The sequence below is a fragment of the Solicola gregarius genome (assembly GCF_025790165.1).
In the GTDB taxonomy this organism is placed as follows: Bacteria; Actinomycetota; Actinomycetes; order Propionibacteriales; family Nocardioidaceae; genus Solicola; species Solicola gregarius.
Genome location: NZ_CP094970.1, coordinates 923,696 through 943,416 on the forward strand (window position 1 = coordinate 923,696; position 19,721 = coordinate 943,416).

Sequence of the window (19,721 nt, forward strand, 5' to 3'; positions counted from 1 at the left end):
GAACGACTTGCACCGCTCGATGCCTCATCGCAAGTCTGCGGCGAACGCCCGCATGTCAGCGACGAGCAGATCCGGCTCCTCGGTCGCCATGAAGTGCCCGCCTCGAGGTAAGACGCGCCAGCGGGGTTGGCGATACTGCCGAAGCGCAAGCGACCGTGGTGGAACGCCACCGATCTCGGAAGCACTGGCGTACAAGGATATGGGTGCCGCGTTCGGCTCAATGGTCGGCCGAGCTCCGGGCGGCAGATCGTGGGCGTAGTAGTGCAGGACGGATGAGCTGAACGATCCGGTGGTCCAGTAGAGCGTCAACAGTGAGAGCAGCATAGTGCGGGCGGGCTGGACCGTGAGGTCGAGACGGCTCCACGCCTGCCACTTCTCGACAACCCACGCAGCGAGCGTTACCGGGGAGTCCGCGCTCGCGACGGCGACTGTGAGCGGCTTGGTGCCTTGCAAGTGGTGATAGGCACCGTCGGTCTCCGCCCAGGTCGCCATCCGGTCAAGCCAGGCGTCGTCCTCAGCGCTGAGAACACCGTCGTGAACACCCGGTGTGCGGACCGGGCTCAACGCATTCGTACTCATGTGGGCGCCCAGCACTACGTCAGCGTGCCGAGCTGACAACCATGCTGTCACCCGCGCGCCGATGTCCGCGCCGGAGGCGAAGAACGAGTCGTACCCGATGCGCGACATCAGGACCCGCCACCGGTCGGCGATCGACGAGGCCGTCAGCTGCTCGATGTTCGTCGGAGTCTCGGAGTACGCGAATCCCGGCATCGACGGAACAACGACATGGAACGCATCTTCAGCTCGACCGCCATGTTCTGCTGGCCTAGTCAGACGTCCGAGTAGTGGGACGATCTCGAGGAAGGAACTGGGCCAACCATGGGTGATCACGATCGGTCTGGCGTGGGCGTGGGGACTCCTGACGTGCAGGAAATGCGTCCATGCACCGTCGATCTTCAGACGGAAATGAGGAAGCGCCCGGAGACTGGCGCGGTAGTCCTCGAAGTCGAACTCGGTGGACCACGTGTGTATCAAGTCGCGTACGACGGGGATTGGGGTACCAGCAGTCCAGTCGTCCAGTGGCAGCTGCGGGGGGAACCGCGCGTTGACGAGGCGCGCGACGAGGTCACTCACCATGGAGTCGTCGAGGGGCGGGTCGAAAACCTCAGGCTCTTCTTGCGTTCCGGTCATGCCGCCGGCGTCACCGCGCACAGTCACGACCTCTCACCGCTCGAAAGTACAGGACGCATAAACGTGCGTTCGTAGCGCACGACGCACCGACTGTCTTCGGGGATGCGCTCGGCCGCGATGAACTCGGGGTCGACCCCGAAAAGGTTTCGGTACTGCTCGTACGCGGCGAGGCTGGGGAATGTGAACAGGGCGAGCGCCTTGTCACTAGCGCCCTCTGACGGCAGGAAGTAGCCGTGGTGTTCTCCACCGTGGTGGTCCACCAGCCCGACCCAGCGACGGGCGAATGCCTCGAATGCCTCGATCTGCTCGGGGTCGATTGTGTAGTGGACGACACACGTGATCATATGCGCCCCTCGATCGATGACGCCCCGGGCATCATCGATCGTAACCAAGCGCACGGACCCGCTCGTGCAGGTCGAGAATGTCGATCAGCGTCCGCCCCTTCAGGATCTCCTGGCGAGTCGACTCCTCCGATTGCTCGCGACCAACGGCCAGGCGGAGGACCTCGTCGACCCGGTCCGCTAAGACCGCCACGACACCGTCCGCATCACCCACGATCAGATCTCCCGTAGCAATGTTGACTCCACCGCACACGATGCCACTTCCGACACCGCCTGGCTGATTCTTGTCGGTGCCCTTGATACTGATGGCCCGCGAGAACACTGGGAATCCCATCTCGATAATGGCCTGGATGTCTCGCACCGATCCGTCGATCACGAGTCCCGAGATGCCATGCTGTTGAGCTGACAGAGTGAGGAGATCGCCCCACGCGCCACCCTCCGTGTACGCCTTTGCGTCAACGACGAGTACGTCGCCGGGTTTGGCGACCGTGACGGCATACTGGATCGCGAGGTTGTCTCCGGGCCGGGAGTCGACCGTTAGCGCCCTCCCAACGAGAACCTTGCGCGGATCGACGGGCTTGATCGCACTGTCGAGGGCTCCAGTGCGGCCCTGGGCCTCATGCACCGTGGCGGCTCCCAGCCGCGTGTAGGACTCGAGGACGGATCGTGCGATCGTGCTCATGAGTGCCGCCTTTCTGTCGTTGCGGGTTGATTGGTAGGTGAGCGGAGATGGCGTCGGGCGATCGTTCTGGCCAGGCTTCGCACTAACGGCCTGGCCCGTTCGATGCTGCGTTGAGGGTCGGGTTCGAGGCATCCAGCGAGTAGACGCCTGCCAATCCCGCCTCGCGGCTCTGCATCTCGTCGAGCCGGTTGACCCCGCAGATCGCGATGACCTCAACGCCGGCGGCCGTGGCAGCGTTCGCTACCCCGATCGGAGCCTTGCCTCGAAGCGACTGCTGGTCGAGCGATCCTTCGCCGACGATGACGAGGTCTGCAGAGCCGATCTGCTGGGTGAAATCGCCCAGTCGGAGCAGGAAGTCGATCCCGGATCGCATTGTGGCTCCGAGGATGGCCATCGCGGCGAAGCCCGTCCCGCCGGCCGCGCCGGCGCCGGGCCGATCCGCGACATCCATGCCGGTGGCTGTCGTTACCACCGCCGCCCACTTCGCCATAGCCGCCTCTAGGAGGTAGATCTCCTGCGGCGTGGCGCCCTTCTGAGCGGCGAAGGTTCGAGCGCTTCCACGTTCGCCCAGCAAGGGATGGTCGACGTCAGCCGCGAGCGTAATACTGGTGTGCCGGAGACGGCGATCGAGTTCGGACAGCTCGACGCTCGCCACACCCGCGAGGCCCCCGCCGCCGCGTGCGGGTGGGCGCCGACCGCGCCAGCCAAGCCGCGCACCGAGCGCCTCGACCATGCCGGCACCGCCGTCGGTCGAAGCGCTGCCACCTAGCCCGACGACGAGCTCAGTCGAGCCAGCATCGATCGCCGCGAGCATCGCCTGCCCGAGTCCGTAGGTCGATGCCGTCAGAGGAGCCGGTCGGTCGTCGGACAGCCGTCGGAGCCCGACGACTTCTGCGAGCTCGATGATCGAGGTACTTCCCCGAGTCGCGATGCGTGCCATCCGCGGTTGACCGGTCGGTCCCTGGGCCGTGAGCGTGCGGATGGCGAATCCGTGTGGCACCACTGCGTCGAGCAGTCCGTCGCCGCCGTCCGATACCTCGAACGATTCGACCCGCACCCCCGGCCGCACGTCCGCGATACCCGCACGGAGCGAGTCACTCACCTCCGCGGCGGTCAGCGACCCCTTGAACTTGTCGGGGCACAGCAACACCTCGGTCACGATCCCGTCACAGGACCTTTCCGAGGAAGTCGCGGGTTCGGGCGTGGCGAGGGTTGGTCAGCACGTCGGCGGCGGAACCTTCTTCAACGACAAGTCCGTCATCCATGAAGATCACGCGGTCTGCAACCTCACGTGCGAAGCCGATCTCGTGGGTCACCACGAGCATCGTCTGACCCGCCGTCGCCAGGCTGCGCATCACGGCGAGCACCTCACCGACCAGCTCGGGGTCGAGAGCCGACGTGGGTTCGTCGAACAGCATGACCTTGGGATCCATTGCCAGAGCCCGGGCGATCGCGACGCGCTGCTGCTGTCCGCCGGACAGCTGGGATGGATATGAATCTTCGCGTCCGTCCAGCCCAACCTGCGTGAGGAGCTCACGACCGCGCGCCTCCGCCGAGGTGCGCGACTCGTGACGTACGCCGATCGGGGCTTCGACGATGTTCTCGAGGACTGTCAGATGCGAGAACAGGTTGAAGCGCTGAAAGACCATGCCGATGTCCGCTCGCTGGTCAGCGACGTCGTTGGGCTTGAGCTCGTGGAGCAGGTCGCCTGCTCGGCGATATCCGACGTATGAATCGTCAAGCAGTATTGCCCCGGTGTCGATGCGCTCCAGATGGTTGACGCTGCGCAACAGTGTGCTCTTGCCGGAGCCCGACGGGCCGAGGATGCACAGTACTTCTCCACGCTTCACTCGCAGCGAGACCCCTTTGAGCACGGGAATCCCGTTGAAGCTCTTGTGGACATTGATGACGTTGAGCATCGGGGTCTCGCCGCGATCGGACGTCACGGCCGCAGGGTTGGTCAAGGCGGTCATGCGAGCTCCTTCGATCGGCGCCAGGGTGCGAGATTGGCGAGGCGACTGGAGGCGGATGTCTTGGGCCTGGTGTGCGTCGTACTTCTACCGAACCGACGCTCGAGGAAGTGCTGGCCGACGGTGGCAAGCGTCGTCAGCGCGAGATACCAGAGGCTAGCGACTACCAGGAGCGGTATGACGAGGAAGTTCATCGAGTAGATCTGTTGGGTGCGAGTGAGGAGGTCGCCGCCGGCTATGAAGGCGACCATCGCCGTGGCCTTCATCAAGTCGATGAACTGATTGCCGGACGGTGGGATGACGACCCGCATCGCCTGAGGAAGCACGATCTTGCGTAGGACGCGACTACGATGCATCCCCAGAGCCGTGGCGGCCTCGACCTGTCCCGGATCGACCGCGAGGATGCCGCCACGGAATATCTCGGCCATGTACGCGCCGACGTTGAGTCCCAGGCCGAGCACTGATGCCATGAGTGCGCTGATGACCGAGTTGGTCGCGGCGCTGCCGCCGACGTCGGTGAAGGGGACGAACAGGCCAATGCGGGGGAACAGCAGGGACAGGTTGTACCAGAAGATCAGCTGCACGAGGACCGGCGTGCCGCGGAAGAACCACACGTACCCCGCCGCGGCCGACCTGAGGAAGACGCTGCTCGACATTCGCATGATCGCGACCAGGAGCCCGAGGACCGTTCCCAGCATCATGCACAAGATCGTCAGCTGGATCGTGATCAGGACACCGAGCATGATCGTCTTGGAGAACAGGTAGTCGAAGACATCCGGCCAGTGCATGTTGGGGCTGCCGGCGATCTTCACGAGGAGCCAGGCCAGGGCCAGGACGGTCACGACCGCGACTGCGTGCCTGCCGACATGCTTCAGAGGAACGACCCTGAGCTCTTTGAGTGAGCCCTCCACACTCACGTTCTGTTGGTGTTCGAATTGCGCAGTCATGATCCTTGCCCTTCCGCATTGATGATCGGTGCGTCGATTCGGAGTATCGGCTGGTTCCACTTCTTCAAGATCTCGTCGTAGGTGCCGTCGACGAACAGCTGCTGGAACGCACGCAGGAGCGCATCCCGAAGCCCGCTATTGGCCTTGGTCGTAGCGATGCCGTGGTAGTTGGGTCCCGTGAGACCGCCGGCCGGCTCGACGAGACCGTCCGTCGAGCGCTGCTGAAAGCGAACCTGAGCCTGGTCGGTCACGAGTGCGTCCGCGCGTCCGCTCTGGACTTGAATCATGGTGTCGCCGAGCGAAGGCACGAGCAGGACGGCGATGGCGGGACGACCGTGGGAGACACAATCCCCGGAGAGCTCTGCCGTGCCGGCGGCCGAGGTCGTTCCCTGCGTCGCGGAGACCTTCAGACCGCACAGGTCATCAGTGGTGCGCACATGGTACGGATTTCCACGGCCGACGAGGATACGGTCGGCGGATCGGGTGTAGTCGACAAAGTCGACCTGCGCCTCACGCTCGATGGTGTCACTGAAGTTGGACATGCCGGCGTCGATACGGCCCGACAACAGGCTGGGCACCAGCCCGGAGAACGAGGTCGCCACGACCTGGATCCTGACCCCCATCTCCTTGCTGAGCGCTTGCATGAAGTCGAACTCGAGTCCGTCGAGCTCCCCGTTCTCGTTGACGAACAGGTAGGGCGGTGTCGAAGCGTCCGCTCCGATCCGGATCACCGTCTCGTTGCGCACCGACGCCGGCAGCGACGAGGCATAGTCGGGATTGACGTTGTTCGACGGCGGGTCGATCCGCGCGCCCACCTCGGCCGTGCAGCCTGCACTGACCAGGGTCAGAAGCGCGACGGCGATCATCTGGAGCAGGCGTGAGCCTGACTTTGATTGACGACACATGGGAGCTCTCTTCTCAGCGGGGTCTGGGTTTGGGGACCGTGGGCGACGACCGAGCGACGATCGGCCAACGACGCGACGGTCGCAGGATCCGCTCGACCGATCTGGCGAACGACAGAACGGTCGGCTCGTCGTACGGTCGGCCGACGATCTGGATGCCTAGCGGCAGTCCCGACGACGCGATGCGACCCGAAGGGACAGAGATGGCGGGAAGCCGGTTGAGGATGTTGAACGGTCGGGTCAGGTTGATGTCACTCAACGACTCGAGGCGCATGCCGTCCACGGTCGGGAGCTCCGACAGGTAGGCCTCACCTGCCGTCAGCCCGGTGATTCCCACTGTCGGGCAGATGATGATGTCGACGCGCTCGAGCAGCTCGGCGACCTGCCGGTACATGTCGCCGGTCTCACGGTGACGGTCCTGAGGTGTGAGGTGCCGGGCCGCCTCGGTGGTCCGTTGAGCGAAGGAGCGCGCGTAGTCGGTGAGATCGTCCGAGGTCGTGGCCAGGCGAGCGATGTCGGCGGCACTGTGGTCGCCGAAGTGGGCGTCCGCCAGGCGATTGACACTCACCCGATCCCAGCCGAGTTCGGCCGGACGCACTTCCGTCCCGGCCTCGGCGAGAGCAACACTCACCCGGGTGACGTCCGCGACGATTTCGTGGTCGACGCGCCAGTTGCCAAGGTTGGTCAGGACCGCTACGCGTACCGGCGTCGTCGGCGCCGGACGTCCGCCGATGCGTGGCAGCGAACTCATGTCGGAGCGATCCTGGCCTGCGATGATCTCGTGGAGCAGCGCGCAGTCATCGACCGTACGTGCGAGCGCTCCGTCCTGCCAGAACGGATCGAGGTTGGCGGGCGAGATCGTCGCGACTGTCCCGTAGGCCGGTTTGAAGCCGACCGTGCCGGTGAACGAGGCGGGGCTGCGTAGCGAGCCGCCGCTGTCCGAGCCGGTCGCCAGTACGGTCATCCCAGAGGCGAGCGCGGCGACCGAGCCGCCCGACGAGCCACCCGGACTCAGGTCGGGGTTCCACGGGTTTCGCGTCGTACCCCAGAGGATCGAGTGCGTGAACGGCATGCAGCAGAACTCGGGGGTGGCCGTCCGAGCATGGATGATCCCACCGGCCGCACGGATCCGTGCGACGATCGGATGGTCGACGTCCGCAACACGGTCAGCCAGGGCGACGGACCCGTCGGCCCAGGGCCGCCCTTTCATCGGCTGCTGTGCCTTGAGCGCAACCGGAATACCTTCGAGCGGTCGAGCCGTGCCGTGCAGGTACCGTCGCTCGGCCTGCACAGCCTGATCGAGCGCATCCTCGAAAAGGGTGTCCACGAGTGCGTTGAGCGATGGATTGATGCGCTCGCACCGCTCGATCGTCCAGCGCATGACCTCGACCGGCGAAAGCTCGCGACGGAAGAACCTCCGGACGAGGTCGACTGCCGACAGGAGCGTCAGATCGGCGCCATCATCTCGGTGCAGCGAAGGCACTGGGCATCTCTCCTCACACTCGCCACTAAAGCCATAATTGAGAGTAACTTCTCACTTAAATCGCCTTGCGTCAAGCGCTACGAATCCTGGGCTGGTAGAACGCACAAACGCCTTGCTGCTAGATCATGTGGGCATGCACAGGGCAACGCAGTTCTTGCGATCTGAGTCGAAACCCCATATACCTGAGATAGTCGACGCATTTGTGTGAGGAGTGGCTCGTGACGACGACTTCCAGCCGGTCGCCCGGACGGGCGGCGGCCTGCACTGCCAGCGAGGCGGCGCGGGCGATGGAGCGAGGCGAATTCATGGCCGTCCGTTACGTAGAGGACGTCATCGCTGCCATCGTCGAGGCCGAGAATGGCTCGTTTGTCGAGACGTACCCCGATGAGGCCATGGAGAGTGCCCGGAGGAGTGACGAGCGTCGTGGCTGCCGGCCCGCCGGCCCACTCGAGGGTGTCGTATTCGCCGTGAAGGACTCGGTCGACGTGCGCGGACACGCATCGGCAGCTGGCAGTCGTTCGACCGACGGCGACCTGCTGCCGACGGCTGACGCGAAGGTCGTCTCGCGGCTGACAGATGCGGGTGCGATCCTGATCGGCAAGCTCGTGCTGGAGGAGCTCGGCATCGGACTTACGGCGGAGGACTCCGCGGTGCCTGCTCCGAGGAACCCGTGGAACCACGAGCGTTCGACTGGGGGCTCGTCGAGTGGCTGCGGCGTGGCGGTGGCGGCAGGGCTCGTGCCGATCGCAATTGGGAGTGACACCGCGGGCTCGATTCGGCTACCGGCCGCGCACTGCGGAGTCGTGGGCTTGAAGCCCAGCCATGACCTCATCGACCGCCGCGGGGTGCTCCCCCTCGCACCCTCGCTGGACGACGTCGGCGTCGTCACACGGGATGTCGAGGACGCGGCCCTGGTGCTGCGTTCGCTGTTGGATCTGTCGCCGACAGGTCCTGCACCGCGCCTGGAAGGGATGCGCCTGGGTGTCGTCGACCTCGGGTCCGCGGCATCTCGACGGGTCGACGCCGAGGTCTCCGCCGCACTGGCCCGCGCGGTCGCCGGAATGCGCACACAGGGGGCGATCATCGAGCGCGTCGATCCCGCACCGCTCGAGGTCTATCAGCGCTGCGGGGCGACGATCCTGCACGCCGAGGCCTACCGAGAGTTCCGCCACCGTCTGGAGACTCGAGGCGCCGACATGCATCGGTCGACCTACCGGCGGCTGACATCAGGTGCGCACATCTCGGCGGCCGAGCTGGCGGACGCACGTCGACTGCGGGCGGACCTGACACGCATGTTCGACCGGACGATGGCTCACGTCGACGCACTCGTCACGATCACGACGCTTTCGCCTCCGGGTCCGGCGATCGGCCCCGACCTGCGCGACGACGGTTCGAGAGCTCTGTCTCCGCGAATGCCTTTCAACGTTGTGGGCGCACCAGCTATCGCCGTGCCTGTTGGACTGACCTCCGACGGTATGCCGCTGTCGGTCCAGCTCGTCGGCGCCCGTGGCAAGGATTGGCACCTCCTCCGCATCGCAGAGGCCTGGCAGCGTGAGTTCCCGACAGCCGGCGGGCCACCTCGGTCGACACGCACCCGCCGACGTGGCAAGGGTAGGGTCCAGTGACCGTCCGTCGAGAGCGAGGAGGTGGCGGTCGTGCGCAGTGACGGTCGACGCAATCGCGCCGAGCTCCTGCAGGCTGCCGGCGAGCTCGTCCGCGAGTCCGGATCCTCGGTCACCATGAACGCAATAGCCGAGAGCGCCGGCCTGTCGGTGGCAACGGCCTATCGTCACTTCCCCAGTCTCGAGTCGCTGTTCGAGGCGTACATGCTGGACGTGGCCCACGAGCTCCGCACCTACAGCCTGAGCCTCGAAACTCCGGGAAGCCTGCTACTGCCGCGCGTTGCACGCAAATGGGTCGACCTGTGTCTCGTACACGGACCCGCCACTGTCCACATGCGCTCGCGCCGGGGATACCTGGCGCGGCTCCGTCAGGGTGCGGACTATCTGCTCGCACTGCGAGACGCCCTGCTGCGCCCCATACTGCAGGCAGCGGAGGCACAGGGCTTGGAGCTCGAGGTCCACGACGAGGAGCGGGCACTTTTCCTGTGGAACATCCTGTTCGACCCTCGAGAGATCCTTGACCTTCACGCCGAGATGGAACTTACCGCCGCGCAGTGTGCCGAACAGCTCTTGGCCGTGTTCGAAGGCTCACTCGCGCGGTGGGTTTCCTACCGCTGATCCGGTACGCATCCCACCGGCGTGGGTAACGGTCGCCCCTCCAGGCAGTGCCGCACGTTGTCGATGGCGAGCAGGGCCATCGCTCCACGGGTGTGGTCACCGGCACTCGCAATGTGCGGCAGCAGGACGACGTTGGCGAGCTCGACAAGGCCCGGGTAGATGCGCGGTTCGTCCTCGAATACGTCGAGACCGGCGCCCGACAGCTGACCTGACACGAGGACACGATGCAGTGCCGCTTCGTCGACGAGCGGACCGCGCGCCGTGTTGACCAGGACCGCCCCCTGCTTCATGAGTGCCAAGGTCCGCTCATTCATGAGATGTCGCGTCTGAGGGGTGAGGGGACAGTGCAGCGTGATCGCGTCGCTGCTCGCGAGCACCGTCTCGAGGTCCGCCGCCACCACTCCCAGATCAACCGATCGCCGATCCAACGGTCTGGGATCGTACGCGAGCACGCGCATGTCGAACGCGGTGGCGCTACGCGCCATCTCGAAACCGATCCTTCCCATCCCGACGATGCCCAGCGTGGTTCCCGCGCTGAGGTCGCGCCCAAGAAACTCCCGTGGTCCCCAGTGCCAGTCCGGATGCGTCCTGATGTGGTGGTCGGCTTCTACGATGCGCCTCGCCGTCGCGAGGAGCAGACCGAACGCAACGTCCGCCGTCGCCTTATCCAGGACACCGGGGGTGTTCGAGACAAGGACATCCCGCTCGTTGGCAGCGGCGAGATCGACGTTGTCGTATCCCACAGCACAATTGGCGACAATGCGCAGACCGGGACCAGCTGCGTCCATCACGGCGCTGTCGATCGTCTCGTTGACCGTCGAGATGATCGCGATCGCCCCAGTGGCCCCGTGTCGCAGGTCCTCCTGACTGGGCGCGCCACGGCCGCCATACACGACCGGAAGGGGCAGGGCCGCGAGCGCGGAGGAGACGCGATCGGGCAGCTGCTGCGTGACGAAGACATGACCGCTTGGGTGATGCTCCACCGTGACCTACCTTAACTGCGACATAAGTCGCACTATACCCATCACTTCGTAGATGGCGAGAGGCTTGGCTAGTAGCGCTGTTCCACCAACAACAGAATAGACATCGACCCTCTCGGCTCTGATACCCGCAGATCGTGGTCGACATTAAACAAGAGTATACTCTTCTTTATGAGTCGACAACAGGACCAGATCATGGCCGACCACACGACCGCAGGCCGGACGCGCCCGGCAAATCGCGCTCGAGACCTCATTCAGCGCTCGCGACGGCCGATCATGACCACGCCGCCGCACGGATCCGTCAGCCTGGCCATGGGCGAGCCGACGCTGGACACTCCCGACGAGATCGTCGAGGCGTGCGTTGCGTCCCTGCGTAACGGCGAGACTCACTACGTCGACCAGCGAGGATTGCCCGAACTTCGGGCGGCACTGGCCAACCAGCTCCAACAGCGTTCCGGCATCGCGTGGCGAGCCGATCAAGTGCTCGTGACACACGGTGCCACCTCAGCACTCGCCGCGGTGATGCTCGCGCTGATCGATCCGGGCGATGTGGTTGTGATCCCGCAGCCGGCGTACTCCCTTTACGAGGACGTCGTGACTCTCGCCGGCGGAGTCTCACGGTTGGTCGCCCTCAGTGACGACCTGCACTGGGATCTGAAGGCTCTTGAGGAAGCCTTCGTCGGCGCGAGGATGATGGTGTTCGCCAATCCGAGCAACCCGACGGGGATGGTCCACACAGCGCACGAGCTCCGGACCCTGGCGGCTCTTGCAGAGCGTTCGGGAGTCATGGTGGTCGCGGATGAGGCGTACGACCGCATCGTGTTCGACGGGACGAAATTCACCTCCGTTCTGGGTGTCACTGATCTCGCCGAGCATGCGCTGTACGTCCAGACCTTCTCGAAGACATACGCGATGACGGGATGGAGACTTGGCTACGTCGCGGGACCCGCTGAGCTTCTCAAGCCTGTGGCCCGCGTCCACGCGACGATGAACGGCTCGTGCAATGCGTTCGTGCAACGTGCGGCGATGGTCGCGTGTGAGATGGAGAGTTCCAGCCTCACCGCCATGGCTGCTGAGTACGAGCGAAAGAGAGATGTGCTGATCCGTCAGCTTGCGGCTTGTCGGACCTTGACCGTCAGGCGTCCGGAAGGCGCGTTCTATGCACTCGTCGGATACCGCCACTCCTATGACTCGGTGTGGGTCAGTGAGCAGCTGCTCTCCAGGGGCGTCGTGGTCCGTGCGGGGAGCGAGTATGGACCTGACGGCGAGGGATTCATCCGGTTGTCGTTCGCTACGTCGATGGAGCGGCTGGAAACGGCCGTACCGATCATCACCGACTTCTTCGACCGCCTACCTCTGCAGCCATAGGACGCGCTTCGGTCACCTGAACCGGTCCACGGCCGCCTCGCACCGCCGATCTCGTGGCACTGTGGGCACCACGCCGGGGCGTCGCATTGCGTCCAGATCCGTGTCGGTTTGGACCTCTCCCAGAACGCGAAGCGATGGGGACAATAGCTCCGCCCAGGACGCCACGCACGAGTCCTTCCCCACATACGATGCGCCGTCGGGTGCCGGCTGGGCCGACACCATCAGACAGTCGTCATGGACGACATCGGCCAATGCCTCCTTGTCGCGGCGTCGGCAGGCGTCGTTGAACCGCGCAATCGTCTCGGCGGTGTCGTTGGTGGTCTGCTCCGATGTGGTCATGTCACCCTCCTCAGATGTAGACTGAGTGGTCCATTTGAGAGCGGGATAGAGTGGTCGGTCTGCTGTCAAGCGGAGGTGCATGGAGCAGACGACCACGAAGACCACCCCCTGCCAGCGGGAACGACTTCTTGTGGCCGGTCAGCAACTCTTCTACGCGCGCGGCGTCTCGGTCAGAGTAGGCGCACTGCTCAAAGAGGCGAACGTTGCACGCAGGTCGCTGTACGAGCACTTCGGAGGCAAGGACGGACTGGTGGCAGCGGTTCTCCGCCGCGCGGCCGATGAGGATCTCGGATGGTACGAAGTCGCGTTGGCCGACGCCGCGGAACCTCGAGCGAGGCTTCTCGGACTGTTAGATCGGCGCGACGAACTCGTCTCGAACGCGGACTTCCGAGGCTGTCGGTACTTCGCCACCGACCTCGGCATCGCAGATCCTCACAAATCCGGCACATGCGGAGACCAAGGAGTTCCGGCGGCGCCTCCGCGAACTTCTCGTGCGTGAACTCGTGGCGTCAGGCCATGCCAGCCCCGAGCCCGCGGCCGAGAAGCTCCACCTGCTGATCGAGGGAACCTTGGTGGTGGGAGCGACCCACGACGGACAGCATCCAACTCGCGCCACACGCGATCTCGCCGCGGCCATTCTCGGATGACTCGTTGCGATTTCGCACTAGAAGACCCTCGGACAGAGCCCTCCAACCGACACGGGTGAGGCACTCCCCTCAGGCCGACGTAGCCGTTGATCGCATTCCGGTGGCCGCTACGAGACTGGTTCACCGATACGACGGTCGGATTCGCGGACGTTTCCGGGCGGCATGCGTTGTTCCGTGGACCGAGGGACTCTGGAAACACAGCACGTCCACGCACCTCCCGACGCCCTCGCAACCCAGCTCCTCGACCTGGCTCCGAGACGCGTGCACCACGGGATTCCAGATCGCCGCCGCGACCAGCCTCCTGATCGTGGTCGCCACGGCCACCCTCATCATGGCGGTGCCGCACGCGCTCGGCGCGAGGCGTCGGGCAGTGGCGGCGCCAGGTTCGATGAGGTGCCCATTTAGGCTGACATCATGGCCAAACCTGTCGACCGCAGCACCGCAGAACACTACGTGTGGGGCGGGGTGAGTGACGGTTGGCGGCTGCTCGACCGCGACGACCTCTCCGTGATCGAGGAGTGCGTGCCACCGGGCGGAGCTGAGGAGTGGCACGTGCACGCCGTAGCGCGGCAGTTCTTCGTGCTGTTGGACGGATCCGCTGTGGTGCAGACGACGACGGGTGATCTGCCGCTGCGGGCGGGGCAGGGCGTCGAGATCGCGCCGGGGCTGGCGCACCGCTTCACGAATCCCGGTGCCGAGGATGTGCGCTTCCTCGTGATCAGCTCGCCGACGACGCGCGGCGACCGGCAGCCATCTGCGGCGCCCCCGCTCAGGTAGTCAGTACTCGTTGTTGCTGAAGAGTGACCTATGCCCAGCGGTAGCAACCACCTCAAGCTGGACGACACGCAGGTCCGGCTGTACGCGTCGTTCTCGAAGACCTGGAGTTCGGCGAGTTGAGGTGCCGTCACGGCAGGGTGGCTGTGGGGGAGGGTCGCTCCGGTGGCGAGCGGACCGTTGCCGAGCACAACGCGGTGATCTGCTGCAAGCGCCGATTCCGACGACCGCGTTCGCGCAGTTTCGCTCCCGGATCTGGTGGATGCTCTCGTGCTAGCGGCGTTGGCCGGTCATCCGCGCCGCGCACGCCGCGCGGCGGGCGTCATGCAGGGTCTGCGGTAGACCGCTACGCAGCCCCGTTCAGCGGCTCGTGGCTCATCGGAAATCTATGGAAAGCGGATGGGGAACACCTCAGTTCGCTTTATGACGCGGTCGCGTTCCGCAGCAAGTGAAGCCCTGCGAGGGTCGGCCAGGTAGGAGTCGAGCATCTGCTGTGAGGCGAAACGGAACAGCTGAACCTCGTGGGGCTGACCATCTCGGCCGTCGCTCAGGGCACGCTGAACAACCTGCCCACCGTGCTCTGGGACCAGCGCCAACACACGATCCTCGTACTCCGTCAGCCCTACCGCTTCTCGGTCGTTTGCCCAGAGCAGACAACAGAGCTGAACCTCGTCGTCCTCGCTTGCCATGAGGCGAGCATACTTGTGGCTGCTTCACGAGGACCGTCTTGTGCCGAGTCAAAGGTCGAGCTCTCGACATCCAACCGTCGCGCAGGGGTTCGACACGTAGCCGTCGCGTCGTGCGGCAGCGCTACCTTCCGGGGCTCCCGGCCCACGATTGGCGACTGACTCGCGAACGACGAGTGAGGGCGCGAGTCGGAGACTCTCGACGGCTTCTCCGGAGATGCGTCTCAGGAGAAGGTCGGTCGCGCAGTCTCCGACTTGGGTGAGGGGCGAGTGAATGCTTGAGAGAGGAATGCTCAGCTCAGCAGAGATTGACATGTCGTGATATCCGACGGTTGCGAAGTCTCGTCCGACCTCTTAGGCCGATCTGGCGGGCGGCGCCGATCACGCCGATTGCCTCGTTGTCGGTAGCGGCGAACACCGCGGTTGGGCGTGACTCGTTGGCGAACAGGCGGTGGCCTGCCCGGTGGCCATCCTCGACGCGGAATCCGGCCTCGACGAGGGAACCAGTAGTCTTGCGGCAGGATGCTCGCTCAGCCGGAATCGGAGAGGCGCACGCCGTTCCTCGAGCGAACGCCCGAGGTTCGAGCTGCCGCTGCCGAACAGTAGCGACGACGAACCGCCCGCATCGACGATGCGGGACCACTCCTTCGGCGGCGATCTCTCCGAGAGCAGCACATCTAGAGACGGCTCGGCGCTAACCGCGAAGTGCGCCTCACGTCCACGGGATTCAGCGGCCGATCGGCGGCGGATAGGCTGAGGCTGTTCCGAGCGCCTTCGTCGGCGACTCGTCTGACGGCCTCCATCGCGTCGGGGCCGTTCGGTCTCCGATTCTTGCGACCACCCGAAGACCGCTTCGAAGACGTCGAGGCCGGGTTGGACGTGCACTCGCAGGGTCGCGTTCTACCGGTGATCGATGCGAACCATCCCCGTTCGGAGATCAGACCCACCAAGGAGGAGGACGCCGTCTACGTGCGGGGACGGCTGTGGCCCGCCGAGCGGATGGTGACGCGCGTGGTCTCGGTCGACGATCTGGCCGACCCGCGATGGTGGCGATTACGACAAGGCAGTCGCCCTGTCGGTTGCATTGGGCCCAGGTTGAGGGGCGCGGCCCACTTCTTGAGTCATGCCCTGCGTCTTGCGGAAGGTGCGGGGGCTGACGCCGAACCTGGTGACGAACGCCTGTCGCATGCTCTCGGCCGAGCCGAATCCACATTGATGAGCGACCTGCGAGATGGGCTGGTCGGTCGTCGCAGCCATGCGCGCGGCGATCTCGAGACGGATCCGGCGCACGGACGCCCCGGGCGGCTCGTCGAGATGCTCGCGGAACAGTCGGGTCAGGTGCCGGGCGCTCACGCCGGCGTGCGCAGCAAGCGCCGCGACACTCAAGTCGCCGCCCGGGTTGGCGACCGCGTAATCTATGGCTGCCCGTAGGGCTACGTGGTCGGGTCGAGGCGCCGTGGTGAAGATGCTCATCTGCGCCTCGTTGCCGGGTCGCTGCAGATAAGTGACCATGCCCAGCGCCACCCAGCGCGCGAGCTCCGCACCGTGGTCCTCGGCGACGAGCTCCAGGGTGAGGTCGAGCGATGCGGTCACCCCTCCGGACGTCGAGATTCCGCCGTCTCGAATGAAGATCGGCGCCGAGTCGACATTGACCTTCGGATACCGCTCGGCGAGCTCGTCCGCGTACATCCAGTGTGTCGTCGCACGTCGTCCGTCCAGGAGCCCACAGGCAGCCAGGATGGTTGCTCCGGTACACACCGAGGCGACCCGTCGGGCTCGATGCGCGAGGCGTCGTACCTGCCGGATCAGCTGCGCGTCGGCGGCCGCCGTCTGATGACCGTCTCCACCGGAGACGATAAGCGTGTCGAAATCGCCAACGACGTCGAGCTTGGTCTGCGAGCGAAGTATGACGCCGTGCTCGGACCGGATATCGCCGCCATCCGAGCTCGCGAGCCTGACCTGGTATGCCGGTTCGGCTCCGAGCCGACTGGCAAGCCCGAACGCCGTCGTCACGCAGGCGATGTCGACCAGCTCGGCGCCGTCGTATCCGACGACGACAACTTTCCGGGGAGTCGTCATCGGTCCAGTGTAGGAAAGCCCGGATCGGCGCAGTCGGCTGTCAATCAGCCAGGTTTCCCAGAAATCCAGCCACCTGGGCTGATTCGCTGGTTCTCTCCCGTGCCAGCTGCAATGGTAGGCCGGTGATTTCGCCTGGAACCCAAACATGAACGCGGGCTTGAAGTACATCCTGGTGGCCGCGGCGGTCTACCTCGGCGCGATCGGGCTCGCCCTGCTGCTCGTGCCGGCACAGTTCGGGGTGGACGCCGTCCCGGAGGACCCGTCTTCCGAGTTGATCTCATTGCTGCGACTGCTCGGTGGCCCGCTCTTGGGGATCGCGGTGCTGAACTGGATGTCTCGCAACGCGGATCCGAGCGCGGCCAGGAATACCGTCCTCCTGGCGAACCTCGTCGGGTTCGGCATCGTCGCAGCCAATGACATTGTGGGAGTGTTCGGCGGAACAGCGCGTGACCTCGCCAAGATCTTCCTGGTCGTCCACCTCGCGTTCGCGTTAGCGTTCGCCGTGTCATGGCTACGCGATTCCTCCGGGTCACGAGGTGCGTCCAGTCTGACGACATGATCAGAGCGCAGCACTGACGATGATCGAGCACTTGACCGACCTCATGGCATAGCCGTCGACTGCAGGGCACGGCCGAGCTAGGTGAATATCGTGGCCCGGTTGTTCGTCGATACTGGCCGCTCACATTCACTGCTGGCCGCCGACGGGGCCGCGTGCAGCGTCCGAGTTGGCTGGACCGGCACTGGCGGAACGGCAACTCTGCGTGCGGTGGCGACTCGGGAGGCGCACATCTCGGAACGCAAAGGCACAGGTAAGTAGGGCACGACCGGGCGTGTAGGACGAACCGTATTCGAGTCGGAGGTATGTCAACGACATGCTATGGCACCGTCGGGGTCGGCTGTGAGCGTGCCAATCTGCCGCGACGCCATAGTCGTGAGCATGGTTCTCCGCATGGACACAGGTGGACCGCCCGCCGACCCGGACAGAGGTCACAGGGATCGATCGTGCAGTTCTGAGTCTCGGGCTGCGCCTCTGCGAGGCGCGACCGGTATCGGTACAGTCGGCCTCGCGCTGGCGGGCCGTGATCATCGCCATTGGGCATCATCGGCCTCAAGCTCATCGAGTGAGTCACACCTGTACCGGCGGCACGTGCACTCGGGTGAAACGAGGCGACCCGAGCGCACGCCCATCACGGTCATCGAACAGGGGCAGCGTGACCGCGTGGGACAGAACGACCGGTTAAGACTCGCATCCTCGTTCGGAGCGGCCGCAGACGCCTACGCGAAACATCGCCCCGACTACGCACAGGGTGCAGTTGAGTTGGCAATGGAACCAGCTGCAGGGTCGAAGGTGGGGCTTGACCGCGGCGCCGGCAAACTCACCGGGATGCTGGCTGCAGCGGGCTTCGACGCAACTGCAGTCGAGCCGGACGCGTCGATGCTGGCGGAGCTTCGTAGAAACCTGGTCGGCGTACGCGCCGTGCAGGGCAGCGCAGAATCGATATCAATTCCTGACGCTTGCGTCGACACGGTGACGGCCGGGAATGCGATGCACTCATTCGATGTGGCTATCGCGGGACCCGAGATCGCAAGGGTCCTGACACCTGGAGGGATTTTCGCTGGTCTGTGGAACGTACTGGACGATCGGGTCGGCTGGGTCGCCGATCTGGCAGGCGTAGCAGGCAGTGAGGCGATCGGCCGGCGCGACACATCCTCCGCTCGGCAAGTGGAGATGGGAACCGCCTACCTCCGCAAGGACGGCTCTGGGGCCTACCTCGGTTCACATGTTCAGGCGGCATTCGCCCACGGGCACCGCCGCACTGCCGGCTCCCTACTTACAACGCTTGCGACTAGGGCAGGGATTTTGGTCATGTCGCCCAATGCAAGGCGAGCCAGACTCGACTGGCTAGGAGACATTTTGGCGGGTCGGCTGAGACCGCCGACGGCGAGTTCGTCCTCCCGATGCTCACCTGCGTGCTCCGGATCCGGAAGCTTTGAGCCTACCCTGGGCACGAATAGGAAGACACCGCCAGTGATGCATTCTGTCCGGACAGTGTGCCGCTCGCGCCGTAGTACGCCAACCTGCCGGGCGGGTCGGTCTACCTTGTCATGCGTGTCTCTTCCTCGCCAACGCCAAGAGTTCCGGCCAGCGTCGTCGCGGTCGATAGCGAACCGCATGAGCATGTTCGGACGATTTCTCGTCATGCCACACGAGTCCGGCCGCACACAGCGGCCCTATAACCAGCTCCGATCCTCGTATTCGCAGGGAAATTTGATTGCTCCGATTCAGCAAGGAAAGGGACGCATCATGAGCGCCGACAGTTGGTCACGGTCAACCCGATACCCGGACATGTGGGTGGATCCCGAGGAGGACCCTCGCGAGTCCGAGGGCGAACTTCGGGGGGAAAGAGCCATCTTAGTCGACTATCTGAGGTCGTACCGATTGACGTTCCGTATGAAATGCGATGACCTCGACGCCGCCCAGATGTCGAAGAGGCCGTTCGGTCCGTCTGAGTTGTCCCTGCTGGGACTGCTGCGACATCTCACTGACATTGAGCGTCACTGGTTTCGGCGAGTGTTGGAAGGTCAAGACATATCGCGGCACTTTCGTTCCGAGGACGGCACTGATCAAGCGTTCAATGGAGCGCTGGCTGACGTAGCGGTCGTCGCTCAAGCATGGGAACTGTGGGAGGCTGAGGTGACCCATGCACAGCAACTCGTCGATTCCGTTGATGACCTAGCAACAGTCGTAGAGGGCGACGACCCTTTGGAAGTGCGCGAAGTGCTGGTTCACATGATCGAGGAGTACGCACGCCACTGCGGGCACGCTGACCTCATCCGCGAGGCAATAGACGGCCGCGTCGGTCAGTAGGTCAACGGTCAAGGTAAGTTGCGCCGCAAAGCCCGTGACGGTCGCCTCCGCAGCCAGCCTCTAAGAGTTGCGCTCTTGGGTGGCGACCCGAATAGTCACGCCTGGACACCTTATGGGCGATGCAGTCGTCGACAAGGTTCGTGACCCCTGAAGACGCAACGTACGAGAGCCGTTGACCGAGAATGCCTCACCGATGATCTCGCGGTGGTACGGGCTGGCAGGA

The 19,721-nt window shown here is 64.8% G+C and carries 19 protein-coding genes and 2 pseudogenes; 8 read left to right on the forward strand and 13 right to left on the reverse strand.

The window, feature by feature from the left end:
• Positions 1 to 24: 24 nt before the first annotated feature.
• The 8 genes from L0C25_RS04570 to L0C25_RS04605 all read right to left on the reverse strand — a co-directional run bounded on the left by L0C25_RS04570 (position 25) and on the right by L0C25_RS04605 (position 7,516).
• Positions 25 to 1,191 carry an epoxide hydrolase family protein gene (locus L0C25_RS04570; RefSeq protein WP_271636791.1) on the reverse strand — a complete coding sequence of 389 codons (1,167 nt, stop codon included), beginning with the start codon at positions 1,189 to 1,191 and terminating at the stop codon, positions 25 to 27.
• Between the two features lie 23 nt (positions 1,192 to 1,214).
• A complete protein-coding gene (locus L0C25_RS04575) occupies positions 1,215 to 1,535 on the reverse strand; it encodes an NIPSNAP family protein (RefSeq protein ID WP_271635241.1) in 321 nt (106 codons plus the stop codon).
• Positions 1,536 to 1,566: 31 nt separating this feature from the next.
• Positions 1,567 to 2,214, reverse strand: a complete 648-nt coding sequence (locus L0C25_RS04580) for a 4-carboxy-4-hydroxy-2-oxoadipate aldolase/oxaloacetate decarboxylase (RefSeq protein ID WP_271635242.1) — start codon at positions 2,212 to 2,214, stop codon at positions 1,567 to 1,569.
• An 82-nt stretch (positions 2,215 to 2,296) separates the two neighbouring features.
• Positions 2,297 to 3,373 (reverse strand): glycerate kinase, encoded by a 1,077-nt coding sequence (locus tag L0C25_RS04585; RefSeq protein ID WP_271635243.1) that lies wholly within the window; start codon positions 3,371 to 3,373, stop codon positions 2,297 to 2,299.
• A gap of 7 nt (positions 3,374 to 3,380) precedes the next feature.
• On the reverse strand, positions 3,381 to 4,187 hold the full coding sequence (locus L0C25_RS04590; RefSeq protein ID WP_333908568.1) for an amino acid ABC transporter ATP-binding protein: 807 nt from the start codon (positions 4,185 to 4,187) through the stop codon (positions 3,381 to 3,383).
• Positions 4,184 to 5,026 carry an amino acid ABC transporter permease gene (locus L0C25_RS04595; protein ID WP_271635245.1) on the reverse strand — a complete coding sequence of 281 codons (843 nt, stop codon included), beginning with the start codon at positions 5,024 to 5,026 and terminating at the stop codon, positions 4,184 to 4,186. Before L0C25_RS04595 ends, L0C25_RS04590 begins: the two co-directional genes overlap by 4 nt.
• Positions 5,027 to 5,127: 101 nt before the next feature.
• Positions 5,128 to 5,997 carry an ABC transporter substrate-binding protein gene (locus tag L0C25_RS04600; protein ID WP_271635246.1) on the reverse strand — a complete coding sequence of 290 codons (870 nt, stop codon included), beginning with the start codon at positions 5,995 to 5,997 and terminating at the stop codon, positions 5,128 to 5,130.
• 52 nt (positions 5,998 to 6,049) lie between these two features.
• Positions 6,050 to 7,516: an amidase gene (locus L0C25_RS04605; RefSeq protein WP_271635247.1), complete on the reverse strand. Its 1,467-nt coding sequence runs from the start codon at positions 7,514 to 7,516 to the stop codon at positions 6,050 to 6,052.
• A gap of 218 nt (positions 7,517 to 7,734) precedes the next feature.
• On the opposite strand from L0C25_RS04605, the gene L0C25_RS04610 reads away from it, so the two are divergent.
• Together L0C25_RS04610 and L0C25_RS04615 are read left to right on the forward strand one after the other, a co-directional pair.
• Positions 7,735 to 9,141 carry an amidase gene (locus tag L0C25_RS04610; RefSeq protein WP_271635249.1) on the forward strand — a complete coding sequence of 469 codons (1,407 nt, stop codon included), beginning with the start codon at positions 7,735 to 7,737 and terminating at the stop codon, positions 9,139 to 9,141.
• A gap of 30 nt (positions 9,142 to 9,171) precedes the next feature.
• Positions 9,172 to 9,756, forward strand: a complete 585-nt coding sequence (locus L0C25_RS04615) for a TetR/AcrR family transcriptional regulator (protein WP_271635250.1) — start codon at positions 9,172 to 9,174, stop codon at positions 9,754 to 9,756.
• Here the strand turns inward: L0C25_RS04615 and L0C25_RS04620 are convergent.
• Positions 9,747 to 10,649 (reverse strand): 2-hydroxyacid dehydrogenase, encoded by a 903-nt coding sequence (locus L0C25_RS04620; RefSeq protein ID WP_271635252.1) that lies wholly within the window; start codon positions 10,647 to 10,649, stop codon positions 9,747 to 9,749. The two genes, L0C25_RS04615 and L0C25_RS04620, sit on opposite strands and share 10 nt — an antisense overlap.
• A 399-nt stretch (positions 10,650 to 11,048) precedes the next feature.
• On the opposite strand from L0C25_RS04620, the gene L0C25_RS04625 reads away from it, so the two are divergent.
• Positions 11,049 to 12,104, forward strand: a complete 1,056-nt coding sequence (locus tag L0C25_RS04625; protein WP_271635253.1) for a pyridoxal phosphate-dependent aminotransferase — start codon at positions 11,049 to 11,051, stop codon at positions 12,102 to 12,104.
• A gap of 12 nt (positions 12,105 to 12,116) precedes the next feature.
• On the opposite strand, the gene L0C25_RS04630 is transcribed toward L0C25_RS04625, so the two are convergent.
• A complete protein-coding gene (locus L0C25_RS04630) occupies positions 12,117 to 12,443 on the reverse strand; it encodes a Cif family virulence factor (RefSeq protein ID WP_271635254.1) in 327 nt (108 codons plus the stop codon).
• Positions 12,444 to 12,522: 79 nt separating this feature from the next.
• On the opposite strand from L0C25_RS04630, the gene L0C25_RS04635 reads away from it, so the two are divergent.
• Complete coding sequence (locus L0C25_RS04635; RefSeq protein ID WP_271635255.1) at positions 12,523 to 12,942, forward strand: TetR/AcrR family transcriptional regulator; 420 nt, start codon at positions 12,523 to 12,525, stop codon at positions 12,940 to 12,942.
• 562 nt (positions 12,943 to 13,504) lie between these two features.
• The gene (locus L0C25_RS04640) at positions 13,505 to 13,867 is read left to right on the forward strand and encodes a cupin domain-containing protein (protein WP_271635256.1); all 363 of its coding nucleotides are present in this window, start codon (positions 13,505 to 13,507) and stop codon (positions 13,865 to 13,867) included.
• A 383-nt stretch (positions 13,868 to 14,250) separates the two neighbouring features.
• Here the strand turns inward: L0C25_RS04640 and L0C25_RS04645 are convergent, their stop codons facing one another.
• The 3 genes and pseudogenes from L0C25_RS04645 to L0C25_RS04650 all read right to left on the reverse strand — a co-directional run bounded on the left by L0C25_RS04645 (position 14,251) and on the right by L0C25_RS04650 (position 16,629).
• Positions 14,251 to 14,553 (reverse strand): hypothetical protein, encoded by a 303-nt coding sequence (locus L0C25_RS04645; protein WP_271635257.1) that lies wholly within the window; start codon positions 14,551 to 14,553, stop codon positions 14,251 to 14,253.
• A gap of 48 nt (positions 14,554 to 14,601) precedes the next feature.
• Positions 14,602 to 14,889 (reverse strand): annotated as a pseudogene (locus L0C25_RS24170) (substrate-binding domain-containing protein); the annotation flags it as partial.
• 714 nt (positions 14,890 to 15,603) lie between these two features.
• Positions 15,604 to 16,629, reverse strand: a complete 1,026-nt coding sequence (locus L0C25_RS04650) for a GlxA family transcriptional regulator (protein WP_271635258.1) — start codon at positions 16,627 to 16,629, stop codon at positions 15,604 to 15,606.
• A gap of 145 nt (positions 16,630 to 16,774) precedes the next feature.
• Between L0C25_RS04650 and L0C25_RS04655 the strand changes: the two genes are divergently transcribed.
• The 3 genes and pseudogenes from L0C25_RS04655 (at position 16,775) to L0C25_RS04660 (ending at position 19,498) form a co-directional block, all read left to right on the forward strand.
• Positions 16,775 to 17,188: a hypothetical protein gene (locus tag L0C25_RS04655; protein ID WP_271635260.1), complete on the forward strand. Its 414-nt coding sequence runs from the start codon at positions 16,775 to 16,777 to the stop codon at positions 17,186 to 17,188.
• A 765-nt stretch (positions 17,189 to 17,953) separates the two neighbouring features.
• Positions 17,954 to 18,235 (forward strand): annotated as a pseudogene (locus L0C25_RS24175) (class I SAM-dependent methyltransferase); the annotation flags it as partial.
• A gap of 567 nt (positions 18,236 to 18,802) precedes the next feature.
• Positions 18,803 to 19,498, forward strand: coding sequence for a mycothiol transferase (locus L0C25_RS04660; RefSeq protein WP_271635261.1), 696 nt, complete (start codon positions 18,803 to 18,805; stop codon positions 19,496 to 19,498).
• The last annotated feature ends 223 nt before the right edge of the window (positions 19,499 to 19,721 follow it).